This is a genomic window from Pseudomonas sp. Z003-0.4C(8344-21) (assembly GCF_900104975.1).
Classification (GTDB): domain Bacteria; phylum Pseudomonadota; class Gammaproteobacteria; order Pseudomonadales; family Pseudomonadaceae; genus Aquipseudomonas; species Aquipseudomonas granadensis.
Window position 1 is genome coordinate 2,466,661 of record NZ_LT629756.1, and the last position, 23,817, is coordinate 2,490,477.

Sequence of the window (23,817 nt, forward strand, 5' to 3'; positions counted from 1 at the left end):
TCACTGGCCTCCCGCGAGCTGAGCACGCATCTGCTGGGTGGTCAGCGGCTTGGCCGAGACTTCCCACCAGGTGTTGAGGCCTTCGTCATACGCCGGTTGTACGGCCGGCATGCCAAAGCGGTTCTGAAATACCGTCGGCGTGCCTTTGGAGTAGTAGTTGGGAATCATGTAGTAACCCCATTGCAGCACCCGGTCGAGGGCGCGGGCGTAATGCACCATGGTTTGGCGGCTGTTGGCCTGGACCAGTCCGTCGATCAGTTGATCGACCGCCGGGTCGGCCAGCACCATCGAGTTCGAACTGCCGACCTGCGTGGCACTTTGCGAGGCGTACAGGCTGTACAACTCGCGGCCGGGAGAGACGATCGGGTCGCCACTGCGCGGGAAACTGGTGACGATCATGTCGTAGTCGCGGGCGTTGAGACGGTTGACGTATTGCGCCGAATCGATGCGCCGCAGATTGAGGGTGATGCCGATCTGCGCGAGGGTGCGTTTGAACGGCAGCAGCATGCGATCGAAGCCGCCCTGACCGTCAAGAAAGGTAAATTCCAGCGGCTCACCGGCAGCGTTGACCAGGCGATTGTGTTGCGGCGTCCAACCGGCTTCGGCGAGCAGCCTCAGCGCTTGCAATTGCTTGTCGCGGATGTAGCCGCTGCCGTCGGTTTTCGGCGCTTCATACACCGTGGTGAAAACCTCATCGGGGACCTTGCCGCGCAGTGGTTCAAGGATTTTCAACTCCTCGGCGTCGGGCAGGGCGGTGGCGGCCATTTCACTCTTCGGCCAGAAGCTGTTCTGGCGCACGTAGAAACCCCGCATCATCTGCTTGTTGGTCCATTCGAAATCCCACAGCAGGCTGATCGCCTGACGCACGCGGCGATCCTTGAAGATCGGGTTTTGCAGGTTGAACACGAAGCCTTGCGCGGCGGTAGGTTTTTCCGGGGCGAGAATCGCTTGCTGCAAACGCCCGTCGCGCAGGGCCGGGCTGTCGTAGCCGACGACGTAACCGGATGAGGAAAACTCGCGGTTGTAGTCAAACGCACCGGCCTGCAACAACTGGCGAGCGACGTCGGTGTCACCGTAGAAATTCACCGTCAGCGTGTCGAAGTTGTACATCCCGCGACTGACCGGCAGGTCCTTGCCCCACCAGTCCGGGTCGCGCTGGAAACTGATGCTGCGCCCGGCGTCGACCTTGCTCACCCGGTACGGGCCGCTGCCCAGCGGCGGCTCGAAACCGCCGCCATTGGCGAAGTCACGGGTTTTCCACCAATGTTCGGGCACCACGCGCATCGTCGCCAGATCCAGCGCCAGCGTGCGGTTGAGGTTGTTCTTGAAGGTGAAACGGACTTGCCGCGGGCCTTCGATCAGCACGTCCTGCACATCGGCGTACTGCTGGCGATAACTGAGGCTGCCCTTGGTCATCAGCAGGTTGAAGGTGTAGCGCACATCTTCGGCGGTGATCGGCGTGCCGTCGGCAAAACGCGCCTTCGGGTTGAGGGTGAAACGCACCCAGAGCCCGTCGGGATCACGCTCGATCTGCTCGGCGACCAGGCCATAAACGGTGTAGGGCTCATCGAGCGAGCGGAACGCCAGCGGCGCATACACCCAGTCGTTGACCTGCACCACGGAAATGCCCTGATCGGCATACGGGGTGATGTAGTTGTACTGGCCGATCTCCATCGACGCGCGGCTGAGCGATCCGCCCTTGGGCGCCTTGGGATCGACGAAATCGAAATGCTGGAAATTCGCCGGATACTTCGGCGCCTCGCCGTACACCGTCAGCGCATGGCTGCCGGCGGCCAGCGCCGAGGTGCCGGAGCACAGCAACGCACTGCCGAACAGCAGGGCGGCGATGTTGCGCATGAATCTCATGAAGTCACTCCCCAAAATCCCTGAATGGTCACGGAACCCTTGTGGGAGCTGGCTTGCCAGCGATAGCGGTGAGTCAGTCAACATTCAATTCACTGACAAACCGCCATCGCTGGCAAGCCAGCTCCCACAGGGTTTTGCGGTGCTCGTTCTTTAGAAGTGGTAAGTCATGCGCGCAAACAAGGTGCGTCCCAGCGGGTCGGTGTAGCGCGGGTCATAGCCGCTCTGGAAGTTGTAGGCCTGGTTGGAGAACGGCGGGTTGCGGTCGAAGACGTTCTTCATCCCGGCGTCGACATCCAGCACCTTGTTGAAGGTGTAGCCCGCCGACAGGTCCCACACCGAATACGACGCCACGCGCGAATGGGTGTCGCGGTCGTAGTCGTTGTAACCGGTTGTGAAACGGTTGGTCAGCGCTGCCCGCGCCGCGCCCAGGCTCCAGTTGCCGGTGAGGTTGTGCTTCCAGCGCGCGATTACGCCGTCACCCTGAAAGTCGCCAACCTTGTCAGTGAACGGGCCTTTGATGGTGCTCTGGAAGTCGTACTCGTCGACATAAGTGCCTTGCAGGCCCAGGCCAAACTGACCGTACGGCGTATTGGGAAAGCGATAGTCGAGCGACACATCGACGCCGTTGGTTTCGACGATGCCGAGGTTGGCGTTGCCGGTAACGATGTAATCGAGTGTGCCGTCGGCGTTACGCACGAAGCGATCCTGATAGGAACCGGCCTGATCGAACACGGTGGATTCCGGGAACGGCTGGATCTGGTTGGAAATGTGAATCCACCAGAAATCCAGGCCCACCGACAGGTTGCTGATCGGCTGATAGACGAAGCCCAGAGTCACGTTGCGCGCCTTTTCCGGGGCCAGGTCTTCGTTGCCGCCAATCTGGTTGAGGAACTGCTGACCGCAATCACGGCCACCGTTGCCGCCCGGTTGCACCACGCCGCCGGTACACAGCACCGGGTCGTTGTAGTAGCCCTGGGTGTAGGTGATGCTGCGCGGCGAATACAACTCATAAAGCGACGGCGCACGGAAGCCTTCACTGTAGGCGCCACGCACCACCAGCTCTTTCAATGGCTGATAACGGAACGAGTATTTCGGGTTGGTGGTGCTGCCGAAGTCGCTGTACTTGTCGTGACGCACGGCGGCGGACAGTTCGAGGCTGTCGAGCACCGGCACGTTGATTTCGGCGTAGGCGGCTTTGACGCTGCGGTCACCCTCGACGCTGCCGGCCGGGTCGATACCGAGGCTCTGGATGTCGCCGGCAAATTGTTCGAAGTCCTGGTGGAATTTCTCTTTGCGGTACTCGCCACCCAAGGCCAGACCGGACGGGCCGGCGCCGAACCAGTCGCCGATCTCGCGGCTGATGCGCCCGTCGAACCCGGCCACGCGCCCCACAGCCGTGGAATAGGCGCCGTGATACGCCGCGTTATCGATGTATTGCTGACCAGCTGCCGACTGCGGGCCGAACGGGTTGAGCAAACCGCTGGCCAGACCGTCGATCATCGCCTGATCGCTGACATAACCACTGGTGACGCTGGAGACGATTTTGTTCTGGTTGTACGAGGCGCCGACGTTGTAATCCCAGCCGGCAACCAAGCCATCGAAGCTCAGCAGAAAGCGCTGACTGGTGTTCTGGTCCTTCGATTCACGCGGGCCGGCGGCGGTTTCACGCCAGTTGACGTCGACCGGTTGCGTCGGGTCGAGGGCGAAATCGGTGGGCGCCGGGGTGATGCCATTGCCGGGGTAGTAGGGCGACGACGAATCCAGGCTCAGACCGGTCAATGGTGCCGGGCCGATGGCGGTGGCGTTGTTGTTGCGCGACCAGAAATATTCGAGGTTGACGTTGTGATCGTCGCCGAGCTTGCCGGTGGTCTTGCCGAAGAACGAAGTCTTCTCGGTCTGCGGCACCAGGTCGATGAATTCACGGGTGCTGAAGCGGCACAAGCCGTCGCGGGCGATCAGGTTGGGACCGTTGCAGTTGCTGGCGGCCAACGGGTTGGTGGCGTTGCCGTTCTGACTGTAGTTGCCGGGGAACGCAGTGCCGGAGGTCTGATCGAGACCGCGGCCGGGGGCGTAGTCGGTGGCGAAGGAGCGGTCGTTGGCGTCGAGGTTCTGCTGCTTGTTGTAGTTGAACACGCCGAGGACGTTGAAGCGGTCTTCTTCCAGATCGCCGTAACCCCAACTGGCGCTCATGTCTTTGGTCGCGCCACCACCGCTGTGGGTCGGGGTTTCGCCGCCGAGGGTCAACGCGCCGTCGGTGAGCGACTTCTTGGTGATGAAGTTGATCACGCCGCCGATCGCATCGGTGCCGTACAGCGCCGAGGCGCCGTCGCGCAGCACTTCCACGCGCTCGATGGCGGCAAACGGGATCATGTTCAGATCCACCGCGCCGCCCGCCGAGTTGGTGCCCGACAACGCGTTGTTGGCCAGGCGTCGGCCGTTGAGCAGCACCAGCGTCTTGTTCGCGCCGATGCCGCGCATGTCGGCGAACGAGGCACCGCCAGTCGCCGCGCCCACGGAGCCTGCGCTGTTGTTGATCGACTGGCTGCCGGTGATGCGCTGGACCAGTTCGGCGGTGGTGGTCACGCCCTGTTTGCGCAGCTCATCGGCCTTGAGAATGGTGATCGGCACCGCGGTTTCCGCATCGACCCGGCGAATCGCCGAACCGGTCACTTCTACCCGTTGCAGTTGCGTGGTGGGCGCGACGACCGCGGCCGCCGCCGGGGCGCTGGCATTGTCGTCCTCGGCCGCTTGCACGGTGCCGGCGCCCATCCCCATGGCCACCAGGTACAGCGGAACGAAACGATGGCGAGAGATCGTGGCCACCAAGGGTTTGAGCGTGAAGCGTGGAGTGTTCATCAGCATGGTTGTTTCCGACTTTTATCAGACGTTATCGAAATGGCCTTGTGAGCCGCTCATTGCTCCGCTACCGGTGATACCGCGTGCGGAAAACCACTTTCTTCAAGCAAGCCGATCCCCTCCGAACACGCGTGGCGTTTTTTCGGTCGGCCGATTACGACGGGATTCGTTCAGCGGTGCGGCGCGCGTCTTTCAAGCCGCGCGCAGCACCGCATTCAGTGGGTGGTCATCACCGAGATCTTGCTGATGCCCGAGCGTTCGATGGACGCCATGGCTTTCGCCACCTGGCCGTAATTGACGGCGGCGTCGGCCTGCAACTGCACGCGGACATCGGCGTCCTTGGCCTTGACCTCCTTGAGGCTGGCTTCCAGGGACTCGGGGGCGAGTTCGGTCTTGGCCAGGTAAAACTTGCCGTCCTGATCGACGCTGACCACCACCGGGTCTTTCTTTTCGGCGGGGGCAACGGCGTCGGTTTTCGGCAGGTTGACCTTGATCGCGTTGGTCATTAGCGGCGCGGTGACGATGAACACCACCAGCAGCACGAGCATCACGTCGACCAGTGGCGTGACGTTCATTTCGCTGAGCACTTCATCGCTGTCTTGAGTCGAGAAAGACATCAGCTGGCCTCCCGCACGGCGCTGGTGGTTTTGCTGGCAATGGCCTGACGGCTGATGGAAAACGCGCTGCGCGAGGCGAGGGCGTCGAAGTCGTGGGCGAAGTCATCCATGTCCGCCGAGGCGAGCTTCAGGCGCCGCAGAAAGAAGTTGTAGATCAGCACGGCCGGCACCGCGACAGCGATACCCACACCGGTGGCGATCAGTGCGTGACCGATGGGGCCGGCGACCGCTTCAAGGCTGGCCGAACCGGTTTCGCCGATGCTTTTCAGCGCTTCCATGATGCCCCACACCGTACCGAACAGACCGATGAACGGCGCGGTGCTGCCGATGCTGGCGAGAATCGCCTGACCGTTTTCCAGCGAGCGGCGCTCCTTCTGGATCTGTTGGCGCAGGTTGCGTTCCAGACGATCCGAGCGGTTGATGGTGTGCGCCAGTTGTTGCGTGGTGCGCGGCGAATCTTCCACCAGCAACGCCTCGAAACCGCTGCTGGCGATGCGCGCCAGCGAACCCGGGTACTGGCTGGCATGTTCGGCGGCGGTGAGCAGGTCCGGCGCGCTCCAGAAGGCTTTGGTGAACTGTTTGTTCTGCGCTTTCTGGCGCAGGTACTGCGCCGACTTGACCAGCAGGATCGCCCAACTGACCACGGAAAACAGCACCAGGCCCCAGAGGACACCGGGGACAATCATCGAAGACAAATCGTTCATGGTTACACCTCGCTTGCGTTAATCAGTTATGAGTCGGTTGTGCCGTCACTGCGGCAATTTGAAATCGATGGTCTGGGTGGCGAAGCCGTCGATCGGCGTGTCACCGCGCTTGGCCGGAATGAACTTCCAGTTCTTCACCGCAGCGACGGCGGCGTCATCCAGTTGTGGCTTGCCGCTGGATTTGGTCACCGTCACCGAACCCGCGCGACCGTTGGCCAACACTTGAATGCGCAACACCACGCTGCCTTCCCAATTGCGCCGCAATGCCAGCGACGGGTATTCCGGCGGTGGATTGCCAAGGCTGGCGAGGCCGGAAATCGCTGCCGACTCTTTCACTGGCGCGGGCGCAGCGGCCGGTGCCGGCGGCGCGCTCGGTGTCGCCGGTGCAGCGGGGGCTGCCGGCTGCGGCGGGGCCGGCGGCGCTTTCGCGGGCTCGACTTTTTTCACCGGTTTGGGCTTCTCGACCGGTTTCGGTTTTTCGATCGGCTTGGGCTTTTCCACCGGTTTGGGCGGTGGCTTGACCGCGTCTTCGTCTTCCACCGGTTGCTCAGGCTCGGGCGGTGGTGGCGGTGGTGGCGGAGGCGGCGGGGGTGGCGGTTCCGGGGTCGGCGGTGCTGGTGGCGTCGGGCTGGTCAGCTCGACGGTCATTTCCGGAATCTGTGGCGGCGTCGGTAATGGCTCGGTTCGGGACTGCTGGAGAAACCACCAGGCAGCCCCGTGTATCAGCGCCGACACGGCCACCAGCAAGACCATCTGCTGTTTATTCAGACCGCCGGGTTGTGAGGTATTGGCTGTGAAGGCCGGCCTGCCCGTTGGCGGCGGGACCGGCGCTTCCCGCAACGGCCCCGGCAGGGTTTTGTGCTTTACCGCATCGTTCATTAAAGCTCCCTCGGGTAGATGAAGGGCAATAAGCCGCCGTCCGAACATCGGGTGAATGTTCGAGTGGGTGAATGCAACTTTCTTCAAGGTGTGCAGAAGCCGATAGTGGAACTATCCAATTAACCTGGCTTGTGCAAACTTACTGGCTCAGTGCCATTCGACTTCGATTGTTCATTAGCCATTCCATGGTTGTTGTTCTGTTGCTCCAGTCACTTCTGGGTGTCTCATGCCTGTTACATATTGCAACCGTTGTGCCAGATATTGCTGCAACGTAGCGCAGTTATTTCATGGGTGTTACGCATGTCGCATTTATATAAGTTTTGTCACGACCAAGCGTTTGTCATGGCGCGCAGTGAGCCGTTACCCCGTCGGGCGGGGCTTTTTCAGAGGCGAGTCGGGCTTGACGCTTTATCCCGCGAAATAGCGAAACAGAGCGGTTGCGCGACTGCCTGTCCGTGCACGTGCTGGTGCGTGAGGGACCGATTTGGTGCGGGTCAGTGTTCTAGCGGGTCACGGGTTGTTTTCCTTGTTCTTGTTTAACGGAAACCGATGTTAAAGTGCCGACAAAGTTATTCCGCTGGAACGCTTTTGGTGCAATCACAGTTGGCGGGAAGTTATTGTCCGACAACGCTGTAATTGCGCTGATTAGCGCCGCGAACAGCCGAGTCATATTTAAAAACTAAATAGCACGTCGCTGTCGGCGAACAATGAATGGCCGACAGCGACGTGCTGTTGAAGTCAGGTAATAAAGTAAGCAGGGCGGCTGTTCGGATGAACCAGGCCTGGAGCGCACAGATAGTAGTGGCGAGTGATGCGGCAAAACGGTTGAAGATTCACGCGGTGAACTCCTTGTTGCCAGCCTGGATACGCGAACTTTTGGTTCGGTATCGCACCTTACAAGAACGCGGATAGCGTTCGATGATTGCTCTTGGTGCGGGATGGGCACCGCCAGCGCTGTTGTGCGAGATGTGAATTCGCAAGTCGGCAGTGCATGGGAAAACCGTGCCAGAACCGTTACACCGGCAGATTATTTCTACACCCGGGCCACAGGCATCTACTCTGTGGCAAAGGTTTTTTCGGGGGGATTGGCTATGTATCAACTTTATGGGCACAAGAATTCCGGCGCTGCGGCGATCGAGGCGGCACTGGAGTTATGCCAGATTGCTTACCGCTTCATTGATAACGAAGCCAGCGCGGAGGCCGCCGAGGCGTTGGCCAAACTCAATCCGCTGAAACAGATTCCGACGTTGCAACTGCCCGACGGCAGCGCGATGACCGAGAGCGCGGCGATTCTGATTCACTTGGGTCTGACGTTTCCCCAATCCGGTCTGTTGCCCGCCGAGGCGGCGGATCGTGATCAGGCGATTCGCGGCCTGGCCTATATCGTCAGCAACTGCTACGCGGCCATCGGCATCATCGATTACCCCGAGCGCTGGCTGATCACGCCCGACGAAGGCGCACGGCAGAACCTGATCGCCGGCGCGCGCCAGCGTCTGCACTTCAGTTGGGAATTGTTTGCCGACCAGTTCTCCGGCGAGCTGTACCTGGACGACGAGACGCCGGGGGCGCTGGATGTGCTGGCGGCGGTAGTGACGCGCTGGGAGGGTAGCCGCGAGCATCTACGCCAGACGCGACCGGGGTTCTACGCCTGGCTGCAACGCATCGACCGCCACCCGGTGCTGGCGCCGGTGTTTGCGCGACACTGGCCAACCTGAGCCCACCACAAAACCCCTGTAGGAGTGAGCCTGCTCGCGATAGCGGTCTGTCAGTCACCCAGTTTTTAGCTGACAGACCGCTATCGCGAGCAGGCTCACTCCTACAGGGGGGGCGGTGCCTTGAGATTTATTCCCCGCGGATGTATTGCTCCAGCTGTTTGATCAGCTCGGCCTGTTCGGCAATCGCTTCCTTGACCAGGTCGCCGATCGACAGCAGGCCGATCAACTGGCCGTCCTCGACCACGGGCAAGTGACGCAGGCGTTTGTCAGACATGATGCCCAGGCAGGTGTCGACGGTCTGTTTGGTGTCCACGGTGATCACGTCCTTGACCATGATGTCGCTGACCGGTGTGCCCACCGATGAGCGGCCCTTGAGCACCAGTTTGCGCGCATAGTCCCTCTCACTGATGATGCCGACCACCTTGTCGTCTTCCACCACCAGCAGGGCGCCGACGTTTTTCTCGGCCATCTTCATCAGCGCTTCGAGCACCATGTGATCGGGTTTGATCTGGTGCACTTCCTGATTTTTCTGATCTTTGAGCTTGAGCAGTTGGGCGACGGTCTTCATGGCGGTTACTCAGGTGTTGTCGTTGTTCACCAAGCATCGTAGACGCAGCCGCGCAGGGCAAGGTGGCAAAGCGGCAGATAGCGTGCAAAAAACGCCATTTGCCGGGTTTTTTGCGGTTCAAGCGCTGATTTATCGCCAAGGTCATTTCAAGCAATGCCGGGTAGAATGCCGATCTATCCAGATTCCGAGGTTGCAGTGGTGGATTTACCGCAGGGCTTCGTCCTGACCCGGCATTGGCGCGATACGCCGGCCGGCACCGAAGTCGAGTTCTGGCTGGCGACCGACGCCGGGCCGCGCCGTGTGCGCTTGCCGCATCAGCCGTCGGTGGCGTTCATTCCCGCCGAGCAGCGCGAAGCGGCCGAACGCTTGTTGCACGACGAAAAGAACGTCGAACTGCGCCCGCTGGCCTTGCAGGATTTCGAGCATCGCCCGGTGCTGGGTCTGTATTGTCAGCAGCACGGCCAGTTGATGCGCCTGGAAACCGCCCTGAGCCGCGCCGGCATCGATGTGTTCGAAGCCGATGTGCGCCCGCCGGAACGCTATCTGATGGAGCGCTTCATCACAGCGCCGGTCGTGTTCAGCGGTACAGCCGACGCCGACGGCGTGTTGCTCTATGCCCAGCTCAAATCCGATCCCGCGTACCGCCCGACGCTGCGGCTGGTGTCGCTGGACATCGAAACCACAGAAACCGGCGAGCTGTACTCGATCGCGCTGCAAGGCTGCGGTCAGCGCCAGGTGTACATGCTCGGCGCGCCGAACGGTGACGCCAGCATCGTCGACTTTGATCTGGAATATTGCGATTCGCGCACGCTGATTCTGAAAAAGCTCAACGAGTGGTTCGCTCAGCACGACCCCGACGCAATCATCGGCTGGAACGTCGTGCAATTCGATTTGCGCATCCTCCACCAACATGCGCGACGCCTCGGTGTGCCGCTGAAAATCGGCCGTGGCGGTGAAGAGATGCAGTGGCGCGAGCACGGCAGCCGCAATCACTATTTCGCCTCGGCGGCGGGGCGGTTGATCATCGATGGCATCGAAGCGCTGCGGTCGGCGACCTGGAGCTTTCCGTCGTTCAGCCTGGAAAACGTCGCGCAGACTTTGCTCGGCGAAGGCAAGGCCATCGACAATCCGTACCAGCGCATGGACGAAATCAACCGCATGTTCGCCGAGGACAAACCGGCGCTGGCCAAGTACAACCTCAAGGACTGCGAACTGGTCACGCGGATCTTCGCCAAGACCGAACTGCTGACCTTTTTGCTCGAACGCGCCAGCGTCACCGGCCTGCCAGCGGATCGCAGCGGTGGCTCGGTGGCTGCGTTCACTCATTTGTACATGCCACTGATGCACCGTCAGGGTTTCGTAGCGCCCAATCTGGGCACCAATCCGCCGCAGGCCAGCCCCGGCGGCTTTGTCATGGACTCGCAGCCGGGGCTCTACGAATCGGTGCTGGTGCTCGATTATAAAAGCCTGTATCCGTCGATCATTCGCACGTTTCTGATCGACCCGGTGGGCTTGATCGAGGGCCTGCAACATCCCGACGACGCCGATTCGGTGCCGGGCTTCCGAGGCGCACGTTTCTCTCGCACGCGGCACTGCCTGCCGTCCATTGTGTCGCGCGTGGCCGAGGGCCGCGAGATCGCCAAGCGCGAGCACAACGCGCCGCTGTCGCAAGCGCTGAAGATCATCATGAACGCCTTCTACGGCGTGCTCGGCTCCAGCGGTTGTCGTTTTTTCGATACGCGGCTGGCGTCATCGATCACCTTGCGTGGCCACGAAATCATGCTGCGCACGCGCCAGTTGATCGAGGCGCAGGGTCACGCGGTGATTTATGGCGACACCGATTCGACCTTCGTCTGGCTGCGCCGCCCGCACGGCCAGGAGGAGGCAGCGCAGATCGGCCATGCACTGGTCCGGCACGTCAACGACTGGTGGCGTGAGCATGTGCGCGAGGAATATGGGCTGGAAAGTGCGCTGGAATTGCAGTTCGAGATTCATTACAAACGCTTTCTGATGCCGACCATTCGCGGCGCGGAGGAGGGCAGCAAGAAACGCTATGCCGGCCTCGTCGTCCGCGGCGATGGCAGCGAGGAAATGGTCTACAAGGGCCTGGAAACCGTGCGCACCGACTGGTCGCTGCTGGCCCGGCAATTTCAGCAGGAGCTGTATCAGCGGATTTTTCAGCGCAAGCCATATCAGGATTACGTGCGCGACTATGTGCGCAAGACGCTGGCCGGTGAGTTCGACGAGCGTCTGGTCTATCGCAAGCGCCTGCGCCGCACCCTCGACGATTACGAACGCAACGTGCCGCCCCATGTGCGTGCGGCGCGCCTTGCCGATGACTACAACGCCGAACAGGGGCGTCCGCGGCAATACCAGAACGGCGGCTGGATCAGTTACGTGATCACGCTGGCCGGCCCGGAACCGCTGGAAGTGCGCCGCGCCGCCATCGATTACGACCACTACATCACCCGCCAGCTGCAACCGGTGGCGGATGCGATTCTGCCGTTCGTCGATGACGATTTCTCAACCCTGATCGGCGGGCAACTGGGCCTGTTTTGAGTCGAGCAGTTGCAGCGTCCACTCATCGAGAATGCCGTGGAAATACCGTTCCAGCGCCTGATCGAACACGCTGTCCGCGCCAGCGAACTGGGCGAACAGCGTCATTGAGGAATGGAATTTCAAATCGTCCGGGTGGCCGAAAATCTCATTGATCGAGCGCTCCCGCACGGCCAGCACCCATTGCGTGCAGGTGCGCAATCGTTCGCCGAGCACGGCGTGCGCCAGATAAGCCTGCGCTTCTTCGGCCGAGCCAATGGCGAAGCGTCGCGCCATCTCACTGCCGCCCAGCCCGGCGAATTGCGGGAAGACAAACCACATCCAGTGGCTGCGCTTGCGGCCCGTCTCGAGTTCGCGCTGGACGCGGTCGAACACCGGGTCCTGCGCCTGGACGAAACGTTGCAGGTTGAACGGGTCGTGGTGATCCGTGCTTCTCATCGCGAAGCCCTCGCCAGTCGGCAGCGGCTCAGACCATGGCCAGCCGCTGCTTGCGTTGTGGCGCTTGAAATACCTGGTCCAGCGCCGCCAGATCCCCGGCCTCCAGTTGCAGCTGCGCGGCCTGGGCATTGAGTTGCACATGCTCCGGGTGCACAGCCTTGGGAATCGCAATCAGCCCATCCTGACGCAGAATCCACGCCAGCGAAACCTGTGCCGGGGTGACCCCGTGACGAGCGGCGATGTCTTTGAGCACCGGCTCGGCCAGCATGGCGCCGCCCTGGCCGATTGGACAATAGGCCATCAGCGGCATGCGCTGGTGCTGGCACCACGGCAACAAATCGAATTCGATCCCGCGTTCTTCGAGGTTGTAGAGCACCTGATTGGTCGCGCATTGCGAACTGGAGAGTTCTTCGAGGTCGTCGACGTCGAAATTCGACACGCCCCAACGGCCGATTTTGCCGTCCTCGCGCAGGCGTTCGAACGCTTCGACGGTTTCTTCCAGCGGATATTGGCCGCGCCAGTGCAACAGGTAGAGGTCAATGTAATCGGTGTCGAGCCGGCGCAGGCTGCGCTCGCAGGCTTGCGGGATGCCTTTGCGGCTGGCGTTGTGCGGGTAGACCTTGCTGACCAGAAACACCTGATCGCGAAGGCCGGTGATGGCCTCGCCTACCACCGTTTCCGCACCGCCCTCGGCGTACATTTCGGCGGTGTCGATCAGGGTCATGCCCAGCTCGATGCCGCTGCGCAGCGCCGTCACTTCACGCGTGTGCGCCGAGCGGTCCTCACCCATGCGCCAAGTGCCCTGGCCAATCACCGGCACCTGCACGCCGGCCAACTCGAGGGTACGCATGCAAACCTCCTTATGTGAGTGTGTCGTTTCCTTTAATGGGGCAGCAGGATAGTCCAGATCGTTCCCACGCTCTGCGTTCTGGCTCGAGAAGGGACGCAGAGCGTCCCGGGCTGCATGCCCACGCGGGAGCGTGGGAACGATCGGCAGGGGTTACTTGGCGGAGAACTTCAGCACGACGCTCTGGGTATAAGTCTGGCCCGGGTCGAGGCGGGTGCTCGGGAAGTTCGGCTGATTCGGCGAGTCCGGGTAGTGCTGGGTCTCGAGGGTGAACGCGCCCCAGTGCGGATACACCTTGCCGCCCTTGCCCTTGACCGTGCCGTCGAGGAAGTTGCTGGTGTAGAACTGCACGCCCGGCTCTGTAGTGAATAGCTGCAAATGCCGGCCAGATTGCGGATCGCTGACTTCGGTGGCGACTTTGCTGATATCGCCCTTGGTGTCCAGCGCCCAGTTGAAGTCGAAGCCGCCCTGTTTCGGCTCGGCGAATTTCAGTTGCGGATGGTCAGCCTTGATGTGCGTGCCGATCGGTGTCGGCTGGGTGAAGTCCATCGGCGTACCCGCAACGGGCGCCAGTTCACCGGTCGGAATCAACTTGGCGGTGACTGGGGTGTAATGGCTGGCGTTGATCGTAGCGACCTGTTTGAGAATGTCGCCATTGCCGGCGCCGGCGAGGTTGAAGTAGCTGTGGTTGGTCAGGTTCAACACCGTCGGTTTATCGGTGCTCGCCTTGTAATCGATGCGCAGCTCGTTGGCATCGGTCAGGCGGTAGGTCACCTCGGTGGTGAGGTTGCCGGGGAAACCCATTTCGCCATCCGCCGACAGATAGGTGAGGGTCACGCCGACCGAATCCTTGTCCTTGGTTTCCTTGGCCTTCCAGACTTTTTTGTCGAAGCCCTGCGTGCCGCCGTGCAGCGCATTGGTCTTGTCGTTCTGCGGCACTTGATAGCGCTTGCCGTCCAGTTCGAAGGCGCCGTCGGCCAGGCGATTGCCGAAGCGGCCGATGGTTGCGCCGAAATACGCGGTGCCTTTCTGGTAGCCCTGGACATCGTCAAACCCGAGCACCACGTCGTCGAACTTGCCATGCTTGTCGGCGACTTTCAGCGATTGCAGGGTCGCGCCGTACGTGATGACGGTGGCCTGCATGCCGTGGCTGTTGCGCAGAATGTATTGCTCGACCGGCGTGCCGTCATTGGTCTTGCCGAAGGCTTTGTATTCGGCGGTCAGGCCCGCCGCGTTGGCAGAAAGGGTAGTGATCATCAGGGACAGTCCGAGGCCGGAAAGCAGGTGACGGGATTGAAGCATGGTTGACCTTCCTTTTTGTTGTTGTTTTTGAAATCTGCAATTAGTCATGCTATTGGAAAATTAACAGAGGATTTATAGCCGACATAAGCGCAAATGCAAATATAAAGTCCGACTAATTGATTGTATGGGATTTGCCGAAGGTCGGTTCACAGACCGGGCACTGCACTTTTTCGCAATCGGCGGCTCTATCCATGGCCAGGATGCGATGACTACCGTCGCACCGGAATGTGCCAGTTCGAGAATTCATGCCGAGCGCTTTTGCCCTGATCGTCCCTCTGTTCCGTCGCCCGTGCCTGCTGCTGGCTTGCCTGTCGTCGCTGCTGTTCAGCGGTTGCAGCCACCAGAACGGCAACGGCTTCATCACCCAGATGCGTGAGGGCCAGCCGCAGGAATTTCTGCAGACCAGCGTCGACCGCATGGCCACGCTGGCGATGCGCGACAACCTCAACAGCCTCTATCGCTTGATGGGCAAGCTGTACCTGCGCAACCCCGAAGAACTGCGCAAATCGGGTTTCCTCAACATCAACACCGCGGTCAGACAAGTGCGCCTGGCTGTCGAGCAGCAACAGCCGCTGCCCGTGCTCGGCGGGCGCAAGGACCTCGCCGCGCTGAGCTACGCGATGAGCCCGGAATTTCTCGGCGACCGCGTCGGCGCCTTCATCTATGCGATCGGCAGCATGCTCGTCACCGCGCACGGCAATCGCACCGAGTTCTACATGACTGACGCGATCAACCCGACCTTCGTTCACAATTCCGCGCGCAACATCGAGAAGGCCATGTGGATCCTGTCGCAGCGGCAGAACAAGGAAGGCCAGCCGCTGCTGTTCTCCAATGAGATCTCGGAGGAGGGCAGCAACCTGAGTTTCGCCACCGAGTTCAGCAAGATTGTGGCGCGTCTGGATCTGCTGACGCAGATGCTCGACGAGCGCTATCGCAGGATCGGCCTGAATTACGCGCAGAGTTTGCTGTTTTTGAATTTCTTGCCGGTGCAGTGAGCGCGGTGATGAGCCTACACATCAAACCCTGTGGGAGCTGGCTTGCCAGCGATGGGGCCGGGTCAGTCAATATATTTAGTGCCTGATTCACCGCCATCGCTGGCAAGCCAGCTCCCACAGGGATGGCGTCGTGGCAATAAATTTTGTATACAATCGCTTGCCTCGATTGATCCAAAAGGAGCTGCATCCGTCATGAGCGACCCCGCAAGCGCCGATTTCAGCCGCGTCGACCCCGGCGTCCGCGCCGACAAACTGCCCATCGCCGCGTTGCTGGCATTCGCCATGACCGGTTTCATTGCCATCCTTACCGAAACCCTGCCGGCCGGGCTGCTGCCGCAAATCGGCGCGGGCCTCAACGTCAGCGAAGTGCTCGCCGGGCAACTGGTCACGCTGTATGCGCTGGGCTCGATCGTTGCGGCGATTCCGCTCACCGTGGCCACGCGCGGCTGGCCACGGCGGCGGGTGTTGTTGATGACGGTGGGCGGCTTCCTGCTGTTCAACACGGTGACCACGTTTTCTACTCATTACGGCCTGACGCTGGCGTCGCGTTTCCTCGCCGGGATGGCGGCGGGGCTGTCATGGGGAATCATGGCCGGTTACGCGCGTGGCATCGTGCCAGTGCATCAGCAGGGGCGGGCGCTGGCGATTGCCATGCTCGGCACCCCGGTGGCGCTGTCGCTGGGTACGCCGGCCGGGACCTGGCTGGGCAATCTGATCGGCTGGCGCGCCTCGTTCGGGATCATGTCGGCGCTGGCGCTGGTGTTGGCGGCGTGGATCGTCATCGCCGTGCCGGATCGGCCGGGCCAGGCCAGCGACGAGCGCCTGCCCTTGCTCGAATCGTTGCGTCTGCCCGGTGTGCGACCGGTGCTGTTCGTGGTGCTGACGTGGATGCTCGGGCACAACATTCTGTACACGTACATCGCGCCGTTTCTGAGCCAGGCCGGTCTGGCCGATCGGGTCGATCTGGTACTGCTGGTGTTCGGTCTGTGCTCGCTGGTGGGCATCTGGATCATCGGCCTGCTGGTCGATCGCTGGTTGCGCAAGCTGACCCTGATCAGCCTCGCGCTGTTCGCCTTGACCGCACTGGTGCTGGCGCTGGCCGCACCGTCAGCGCTGGTTGTGTATGCCTGCATGGCGGTGTGGGGCCTGTCGTTCGGCGGTTCGGCGACATTGCTGCTGACCTCGGCCGCGGACTCGGCGGGCGATCACGTCGACGTGGTGCAGGCGATGCTCACTACCTCATGGAACGTCGCGATTGCCGGCGGCGGCCTGTTTGGCGGCGTGTTGCTGGACCGGGCCGGGGCCATGTCGTTTCCGTGGGCGCTGCTGATCCTGTCGCTCATTGCGTTGGCCACGGTGTGGTGCAATAGAACCCACAGCTTCAAGGCGGGGCGGCGGATCCACTGAACTCGCATCCACCTCCTAACCCTGTAGGAGTGAGCCTGCTCGCGATAGCGCTTTGTCAGTCAACATTGATTCAACTGACCCACCGCTATCGCGAGCAGGCTCGCTCCCACAGAGGGAAATTGGCGGTATATTCGATATGGCATAACGATAGACCGCATCGATATATGTGGTTATAAGAAAAATCGCTATGCTGCGGGCCAGATTTTTCCTGTCGTTTTTCTGGACGGTTTAATGGAATTGGCAAATTTCGGCCTGGTGATTGCCGGGTTGGTGGTGGGTTTTATTGTCGGCATGACCGGTGTCGGCGGTGGTTCGTTGATGACGCCGATCCTGCTGTGGTTCGGCATCAACCCGGCAACCGCAGTGGGCACCGACCTGCTGTACGCCGCCATTACCAAATCCAGCGGCGTCCTCGTCCACAGGAAAAACAAGAACATCGACTGGGCCATCACTGGCTGGCTGACCCTCGGCAGCGTGCCGGCAGTGGCCATGACCCTGTGGTTTCTCAGCACCCTGCACACCGCGCCCGAGGCGATGAACGCCATCATTAAGCAGGCGCTGGGCTTCGTGCTGTTCGCCACTGCGTTGGCGATCTTCTTCAAAAAACGCCTGCTCGAATTTGCTCACAAACGCGCTGGCGGCAACTACAACCCCAGCGGCTCGCGCCTCAATGTGATGACGGTGATCACCGGTCTGATCCTCGGCACCATGGTCGCCCTGACCTCGATCGGCGCCGGCGCCCTCGGCACGGTCGCCTTGTTCATCCTCTACCCGTTGCTGCCAACCCGCCGCCTGGTCGGTACCGAAATCGCCCACGCCGTCCCCCTGACCCTCGTCGCCGGCCTCGGCCACGCGAGCATGGGCAACATGGACTGGGGCGTCCTCGGCTTTCTGCTGGTCGGCTCGCTGCCCGGCATCTGGCTCGGCAGCCACCTGACCGGGCGCATCTCCGACGAAGTCCTGCGCCCGTGCCTGGCGACGATGCTGGTGTTGATCGGGTACAAGTTGGCGTTTTGATCCACGGTTGCGCAATGTCGTGCCTGTCCTAAGCTTCGGTAAAGGCGAAACATATTTGCCCGACTGCACCGGAACAATCGCCGCGATGCGCAATCAGTAGAGCGTGGATATCAAAAGGAGATGCGCATGCTCATCAGGTCACTGACCCTGACACTCTTGCTGGCGATGGCCGGTCCCTTGTTCGCCGCCGACAGCGATTCGCCGCTGGCCGGGGATGTTGGCCGCGCCCGACCGTTGATCGTCATCGCACAAAGCACCGTCGACCCGGTGTGGGTCAGCCTGAAAAAATCGCTGGACGACCCGGCCAACAAAAAGGGCGTCACCGACCGCAACATCAAGGTCTACACCATCCTCAACATGTCCGGCCAACTCGACGGCAAGGACCTGGGCCAGCAGGACACCATGGCGCTGCTGCGCTCGCTCAAACTGGGCGCCGGGGCATATCCGAAAGTGTTCCTGGTGGGCAAGGACGGCGAGACCAAACTCTCCGCCTCGGGTGATGAAGCCAAGGCTTTGAGCCTGGCGAAAATTTTCGAAACCATCGACGCCATGCCCATGGCTGAAAAAGAAGCCGCCGCGGCCGCGCAGGCCGCCCCGGCCGCTGCCGAACCGGAGCCTGCCAAAGGCGCGAAAGGCGCCAAGCCGAGCAAGCCTGCAAAACCGAGCAAGCCGCCGCAAATGCCGGACGACTGATCACGCACTCAACTGAATAAACCCTATCCCCTGTGGGAGCGAGCCTGCTCGCGATTGCGGTCTATCAGTCACCTCATCGGTGGCTGACACGCCGGGATTCGCGAGGAGGCTCGCTCCCACGATTTTTTCCCTGCTCAGTCAGCTACCGCACTGATAATCCTGTGCGCAATCTTCACCCGCTCCGCAATCGGAAAGTTCTTGTTGGCCATGATCGCAATGCCGACGCCTTTATTCGGTACAAACGCCACGTACGCGCCAAAACCTGCGGTAGAACCGGTCTTGTTGATCAGCAGGTTTTCCGGTTGTGGCTGCGGTGGATTCAGCCATTGCACCTTATGCGCCTGCATGGCCATTTCCGTGGAGTTGCCAGCGAGCAGGCGTTCGAGGCTGATCGGGTAGGGGTACATTTCCCAGCCCAGGCCCTGGGTCATGTCGCCGACGCGGTAGTAACCGGTGTGGGTGTTGGCGATGGTTTGGGGCAGGGGGGACGCCAGGGTTTCAGGTTTGAGGTTGGCTTGCACGTAACGCAGCAGGTCCACGGCACTGGTTTTCACCGCGTAGGCTTGCAGGTCGAGGGCGCCGGGGCGCACACGGACAGGTTTGTCGTCCTTGTCATAGCCTTGCGCGTACAGGCTCATTTGTTCGGCGGGGACGCTGAGCCAGGTGTGCTGCAAACCGAGTTTCGGCAGCAGGGTTTGCGTCATGGCTTGATCGAACGGTTGGCCAAGGCTTTTTGCCGTCAGATAGCCGAACAGGCCGAGGCTCGGATTGGAATACTGGCGATGGCTGCCGGCCGGCCAGGTCGGTTTCCACTGCTGAAAATAGCCGAGCATGGTCTCAGGCGAATCCGCGTTGGTCGGGAATTGCAGCGGCAAGCCACCGGCGCTATAGGTGCCCAGTTGCAGCACGCTGATGTTGTCAAAGGCGCTGCCCTTCAGTTCAGGCCAGAGTGTGCTGGCCTCGGTCGACAGGTCCAGTTTGCCGGTGGCTTGCGCGAAACCTGCGAGGGTGGCGGTGAAGGTTTTGCTTATCGAGCCGATTTCGAACAGGGTGTTCTCGCTGACCTGTTGCCCGGTTTCCTTGGCGGCGACGCCGTAGTTAAAGTAATGCGCCTTGCCATCGACCGTCAGCGCTACGGTCAGGCCGGCGATGTTCTGCTGCTCCATGATCGGCGTCACCGTTGCGCTGACCAGTGCTTGCAGTTGCGCATCGTCAGGTACGGCGGCGAGGCAGGCCGTGGAGCCGAAAAACAGGCTGAACGCTGCGCAGGAAAAGGCTTTAGTTGAAGTGATGGATGACATGAATGAACCACTCTCCATGAGTGTTGATGTTGTTATCCCGCTACACTGCGGACGATTTTTTCGTTAGGTCACTGATCAGCGCCGCCAATCTAGTCAGCTTGGCGGCCAACGACAAACGATGAAAACTCGCACGAGCCATTAGAAAAATTTGGGGTAGGGCATGATTCGACCGCAATTGCCGCTGAACGCGCTGCGCGCCTTTGAGGCTTCGGCGCGTCATTTGAGCTTCACTCGCGCCGCCGTGGAACTGTGCGTGACGCAAGCGGCGGTCAGCCATCAGGTCAAAAGCCTTGAGGCGCAGCTTGGCGTCAGTCTGTTCAAACGCCTGCCCCGCGGGCTGATGCTGACCAGCGAAGGTGAAACCCTGCTGCCGGTGCTGAACACGTCCTTCGATCACATCGCACAGATCCTCGAACGCCTCGCCGGCGGGCAGTATCGCGAAACGTTGACCGTCGGCGCAGTCGGCACGTTCGCCGTGGGTTGGCTGTTGCCGAGGCTGGTGGACTTTCGGGCGAAACATCCGCTCATGGATTTACGGCTGTCGACCCATAACAACCGTGTGGACGTCGCGGCGGAAGGGCTGGATTACGCGATTCGCTTCGGTGCGGGGGCGTGGCATGGCATCGAGGCGACGCGTTTGCTCGATGCGCCGCTGTCGGTACTGTGCGTGCCGGACATCGCTCGACAGTTGCATGCGCCAGCGGATCTTTTGCAGCAGACCTTGCTGCGCTCCTATCGCACCGATGAGTGGCCGCAATGGTTTCAAGCTGCCGGTTTGGCAACTCATGCAGCGCCGCCGCAGAGCATCATGTTCGATTCGTCATTGGCGATGATGGAAGCTGCCATTCAGGGTGGTGGCGTGGCGTTGGCACCGCCACTGATGTTCGCTCGGCAACTGGCGGCGGAGGTGATTTGCCAGCCGTTTGCGATCGAGATCACCACCGGCAGCTATTGGCTGACACGATTGCAGTCGCGCCCTGAGTCGGCGGCGATGATGGCGTTCAAAAACTGGTTGCTGCACATCTCTGCCTGACTCCCATTATTCCCTGTGGGAGCTGGCTTGCCAGCGAAGGGGCCGGCCTGGCCAACATTGATGCTGGCAGGCCCACCGCAATCGCTGGCAAGCCAGCTCCCACAGGTTCATCTGTCAAACTCAAAGATCTTGCTCAACCCAGGGTTCCCGTTCAACGCACCAGACACGGCCGCTTGTTATCGAACTTCCAGCCCGGAATCAGGAACTGCATCGCCACGCTGTCATCCCGCGCGCCGAGGCCCATGCCTTTGTAGAGTTCGTGGGCCTTGGCCACTTGATCCATGTCCAGTTCCACACCCAGTCCCGGTTTTTTCGGCACCTGCACGAGACCATCGACAATCTGCAGCGGCGCCTTGGTCAGGCGCTGGCCATCCTGCCAGATCCAGTGGGTGTCGATGGCGGTGATGTCGCCCGGCGCGGCAGCGGCGACGTGGGTGAACATCGCCAGCGAGATGTCGAAGTGGTTGTTGGAATGCGAGCCCCAGGTCAGGCCCCATTCGTGGCACATCTGCGCGACGCGCACCGAGCCCTGCATGGTCCAGAAATGCGGGTCGGCCAGCGGAATGTCCACTGATTGCAACTGGATCGCGTGGCCCATTTCGCGCCAGTCGGTGGCGATCATGTTGGTCGCGGTTTTCAGGCCAGTGGCACGACGGAATTCAGCCATCACTTCGCGGCCGGAATAACCGTTCTCCGCACCGCACGGGTCTTCGGCGTAGGCGAGTACGTGATGCTGATCGCGGCACAGGCGAATCGCTTCTTTCAGCGACCAGGCGCCGTTCGGATCGAGGGTTATGCGCGCCTCGGGGAAACGCTCGGCGAGGGCGGTGACCGCTTCGATTTCGGCATCGCCGCTGAGCACGCCGCCCTTGAGTTTGAAGTCCTTGAAACCGTACCTGGCATGCGCCGCTTCGGCCAGACGCACCACGGCTTCAGCGGTCATGGCTTTTTCGTGACGGACGCGGAACCAGTCGTTGTCGGCCTCCGGTTCGCTGCGATAGGCGAGGTCGGTTTCACGCTGATCGCCGACGTAAAACAGATAACCGAGCATCTTCACTTCGTCACGCTGCTGACCTTCGCCGAGCAGCGCTGCCACTGGCACGTCCAGATGCTGACCGAGCAGGTCGAGCAGGGCGGCTTCAAGGCCAGTGACGGCGTGAATGGTGATGCGCAAGTCGAAGGTCTGCAGACCACGGCCGCCGGCATCGCGATCGGCGAAGGTCTGGCGCACCTGGTTGAGGATTCTCTGGTAGGTGCCGATCGGGCTGCCGACCACCAGATTGCGCGCGTCCTCCAGGGTCTGGCGAATGCGCTCGCCACCGGGCACTTCACCGACGCCGGTGTGGCCGGCGTTGTCCTTGAGAATGACGATGTTGCGGGTGAAAAAAGGCCCGTGGGCGCCGCTCAGATTGAGCAGCATGCCGTCGTGACCGGCCACCGGAATGACCTGCATGTCGGTGATGATCGGGGCTTTGGCGGTGTCGTGTACGCTCATTGTTGTTTTCCTTTGCAGACGAATTCAGGCGTGTTTCGGCGCGGCATCGGCCACGGCGTTTTCAGCAGCAGGTTTCGGTGTGGTGCGTGCGGCGAAGACGATGATCGCGGCGATGATCGAGGTCGCGGCCAGACCATAGAGGCCGCCCTGAATCGAACCGGTGTGTTCTTCGAGCAAGCCGAAGGTGGTCGGCGCCACGAAGCCGCCCAGGTTGCCCACCGAGTTGATCAGCGCGATCACCGCTGCGGCGATGCGGGCATCCAGATAAGCCTGCGGAATCGGCCAGAACAGCGACGATGCCGACTTGAACCCCAGCGCCGCGAAGCAGATCGCCACGAAAGCGAAAATCGGCCCGCCGGTGGTGGACATGAACATCCCCGCCGCGGCGATCAGCAGCGCGGTGGCGACCCACGCCTGCTGGTGTTTCCACTTCGCCGAGAGCGTGGCGAACGCATACATGCCGACAATCGACAGCAGCCACGGAATCGAGTTGAACAGGCCGACCTGCACGTCGCTCAACTCACCCATTTTCTTGATGATGCTCGGCAGCCAGAACGTTGCCGCGTAGATGGTCAACTGAATGAAGAAGTAGATCAGGCAGAACAGAATGATCTGCCGGTCCTTGAGCAATTTGCCCAGCGACGGGCGAATCGGTGTCGCCGCTTCGCGGGCCTTTTGCTCGTCGTCAATGGCCGTGACCAGGGCGTCCTGTTCGGCGCGGGTCAGCCATTTTGCATCGTGGGGTTTGGCGTCGAGCCAGAACCAGACGAACACGCACAGGCACACCGAGAACATGCCTTCGATGAAGTACATCCACTGCCAGCCGTGCATGCCCAGACCGTTGATCTGCAGGAGCAGGCCGGACAGCGGCCCGGAGATCAACGAAGCCACGGCTGAGCCACTGAGGAAAATCGCAATCGCCTTGCCGCGCTCGGCACCGGGCAGCCAGCGGGTGAAGTAATAGATCACCCCGGGGAAGAAACCGGCCTCAGCCACACCGAGGAGAAACCGCAGGATATAGAAGTGGGTTTCGTTCTGGATGAACGCCATGCCGGCGGCGACCAGGCCCCAGGTGAACATGATGCGGGTCAGCCAGATACGCGCGCCGACTTTCTGCAAGAGCATGTTGGAAGGGACTTCGAACAGCGCGTAACCGATGAAGAACAGCCCGGCGCCGAAGCCGTAGGCAGCGGCGCCAATGCCCAGGTCGGTTTCCATGTGGGTGCGGACGAAACCGATGTTCACCCGATCAATGTAATTGACGATGAACATGATCACGAAGAGCGGCAGGACGTGGCGTTTGACTTTCGAGATGGCCGAGGCGAGCGTCGGATCGACACCCTCGTTCATCCCCGAGACGGAGGTTTTCACTTGGTTTTCTCCCACTGATTATTTTTATGCGGGTAGGTCTGGGTGCTGCGTTGTTGCTAGACATCATACAACTGGAAATTTTTGTCCTACAAGTGGGATGGGGTGATTAATTTCGTCTTGAGAAGCAGGTTTTTATGCTTTTTGCTTCGCATTCGCC

Annotated in this window: 19 protein-coding genes; 7 read left to right on the plus strand and 12 right to left on the minus strand. The window is 61.1% G+C overall.

Translation table 11 applies throughout. The annotated features are described in order from the left end of the window. From BLU24_RS11325 to BLU24_RS11345, 5 genes are all read right to left on the minus strand, one after another. A complete protein-coding gene (locus BLU24_RS11325) occupies nt 1-1,866 on the minus strand; it encodes an extracellular solute-binding protein (protein ID WP_093100124.1) in 1,866 nt (621 codons plus the stop codon). Nucleotides 1,867-2,016: 150 nt separating this feature from the next. Next, the gene (locus BLU24_RS11330) at nt 2,017-4,728 is read right to left on the minus strand and encodes a TonB-dependent receptor (RefSeq protein WP_172833264.1); all 2,712 of its coding nucleotides are present in this window, start codon (nt 4,726-4,728) and stop codon (nt 2,017-2,019) included. A 209-nt stretch (nt 4,729-4,937) separates the two neighbouring features. Further along, nucleotides 4,938-5,339 carry an ExbD/TolR family protein gene (locus BLU24_RS11335; RefSeq protein ID WP_041477201.1) on the minus strand — a complete coding sequence of 134 codons (402 nt, stop codon included), beginning with the start codon at nt 5,337-5,339 and terminating at the stop codon, nt 4,938-4,940. Continuing rightward, the gene (locus tag BLU24_RS11340) at nt 5,339-6,025 is read right to left on the minus strand and encodes a MotA/TolQ/ExbB proton channel family protein (RefSeq protein WP_394508129.1); all 687 of its coding nucleotides are present in this window, start codon (nt 6,023-6,025) and stop codon (nt 5,339-5,341) included. Before BLU24_RS11340 ends, BLU24_RS11335 begins: the two co-directional genes overlap by 1 nt. A 63-nt stretch (nt 6,026-6,088) precedes the next feature. Beyond that, entirely contained in the window at nt 6,089-6,922 is an 834-nt protein-coding gene (locus tag BLU24_RS11345; protein ID WP_093100126.1) for an energy transducer TonB, read from the minus strand. Between the two features lie 1,091 nt (nt 6,923-8,013). Here BLU24_RS11345 and BLU24_RS11350 point away from each other — a divergent pair. Continuing rightward, complete coding sequence (locus tag BLU24_RS11350) at nt 8,014-8,637, plus strand: glutathione S-transferase N-terminal domain-containing protein (RefSeq protein WP_093100128.1); 624 nt, start codon at nt 8,014-8,016, stop codon at nt 8,635-8,637. A gap of 127 nt (nt 8,638-8,764) precedes the next feature. Here BLU24_RS11350 and BLU24_RS11355 read toward each other — a convergent pair whose 3' ends face one another. Then, the gene (locus BLU24_RS11355) at nt 8,765-9,205 is read right to left on the minus strand and encodes a CBS domain-containing protein (RefSeq protein ID WP_093100130.1); all 441 of its coding nucleotides are present in this window, start codon (nt 9,203-9,205) and stop codon (nt 8,765-8,767) included. 198 nt (nt 9,206-9,403) lie between these two features. Between BLU24_RS11355 and BLU24_RS11360 the strand changes: the two genes are divergently transcribed. Further along, nucleotides 9,404-11,764 carry a DNA polymerase II gene (locus BLU24_RS11360; protein WP_172833330.1) on the plus strand — a complete coding sequence of 787 codons (2,361 nt, stop codon included), beginning with the start codon at nt 9,404-9,406 and terminating at the stop codon, nt 11,762-11,764. Here BLU24_RS11360 and BLU24_RS11365 read toward each other — a convergent pair. The 3 genes from BLU24_RS11365 to BLU24_RS11375 form a co-directional block, all read right to left on the minus strand. Further along, entirely contained in the window at nt 11,729-12,199 is a 471-nt protein-coding gene (locus BLU24_RS11365; protein WP_093100132.1) for a DUF1810 domain-containing protein, read from the minus strand. The two genes, BLU24_RS11360 and BLU24_RS11365, sit on opposite strands and share 36 nt — an antisense overlap. Before the next feature lie 28 nt (nt 12,200-12,227). Further along, complete coding sequence (locus BLU24_RS11370) at nt 12,228-13,049, minus strand: aldo/keto reductase (RefSeq protein ID WP_093100134.1); 822 nt, start codon at nt 13,047-13,049, stop codon at nt 12,228-12,230. Nucleotides 13,050-13,199: 150 nt separating this feature from the next. After that, nucleotides 13,200-14,348: an aldose epimerase family protein gene (locus BLU24_RS11375; protein WP_093100136.1), complete on the minus strand. Its 1,149-nt coding sequence runs from the start codon at nt 14,346-14,348 to the stop codon at nt 13,200-13,202. Between the two features lie 245 nt (nt 14,349-14,593). Between BLU24_RS11375 and BLU24_RS11380 the strand changes: the two genes are divergently transcribed. The 4 genes from BLU24_RS11380 (at nt 14,594) to BLU24_RS11395 (ending at nt 18,460) form a co-directional block, all read left to right on the plus strand. After that, on the plus strand, nt 14,594-15,343 hold the full coding sequence (locus BLU24_RS11380) for a hypothetical protein (RefSeq protein WP_093100139.1): 750 nt from the start codon (nt 14,594-14,596) through the stop codon (nt 15,341-15,343). 192 nt (nt 15,344-15,535) lie between these two features. Beyond that, nucleotides 15,536-16,750, plus strand: coding sequence for an MFS transporter (locus BLU24_RS11385; RefSeq protein ID WP_093100142.1), 1,215 nt, complete (start codon nt 15,536-15,538; stop codon nt 16,748-16,750). Nucleotides 16,751-16,981: 231 nt separating this feature from the next. After that, nucleotides 16,982-17,767, plus strand: coding sequence for a sulfite exporter TauE/SafE family protein (locus BLU24_RS11390; RefSeq protein ID WP_093100145.1), 786 nt, complete (start codon nt 16,982-16,984; stop codon nt 17,765-17,767). 126 nt (nt 17,768-17,893) lie between these two features. Continuing rightward, nucleotides 17,894-18,460 (plus strand): DUF4174 domain-containing protein, encoded by a 567-nt coding sequence (locus BLU24_RS11395; RefSeq protein WP_093100147.1) that lies wholly within the window; start codon nt 17,894-17,896, stop codon nt 18,458-18,460. A gap of 134 nt (nt 18,461-18,594) precedes the next feature. On the opposite strand, the gene ampC is transcribed toward BLU24_RS11395, so the two are convergent. Then, a complete protein-coding gene (gene ampC / locus BLU24_RS11400; protein WP_093100149.1) occupies nt 18,595-19,761 on the minus strand; it encodes a class C beta-lactamase in 1,167 nt (388 codons plus the stop codon). A 160-nt stretch (nt 19,762-19,921) separates the two neighbouring features. Here ampC and BLU24_RS11405 point away from each other — a divergent pair, with 160 nt between their 5' ends. Next, complete coding sequence (locus BLU24_RS11405) at nt 19,922-20,794, plus strand: LysR family transcriptional regulator (RefSeq protein WP_093100152.1); 873 nt, start codon at nt 19,922-19,924, stop codon at nt 20,792-20,794. Between the two features lie 151 nt (nt 20,795-20,945). Here BLU24_RS11405 and gudD read toward each other — a convergent pair whose 3' ends face one another. Next, nucleotides 20,946-22,289, minus strand: coding sequence for a glucarate dehydratase (gudD, locus tag BLU24_RS11410; protein WP_093100155.1), 1,344 nt, complete (start codon nt 22,287-22,289; stop codon nt 20,946-20,948). A 24-nt stretch (nt 22,290-22,313) separates the two neighbouring features. Beyond that, the gene (locus tag BLU24_RS11415) at nt 22,314-23,660 is read right to left on the minus strand and encodes an MFS transporter (protein WP_093100157.1); all 1,347 of its coding nucleotides are present in this window, start codon (nt 23,658-23,660) and stop codon (nt 22,314-22,316) included. Between the last annotated feature and the right edge of the window lie 157 nt (nt 23,661-23,817).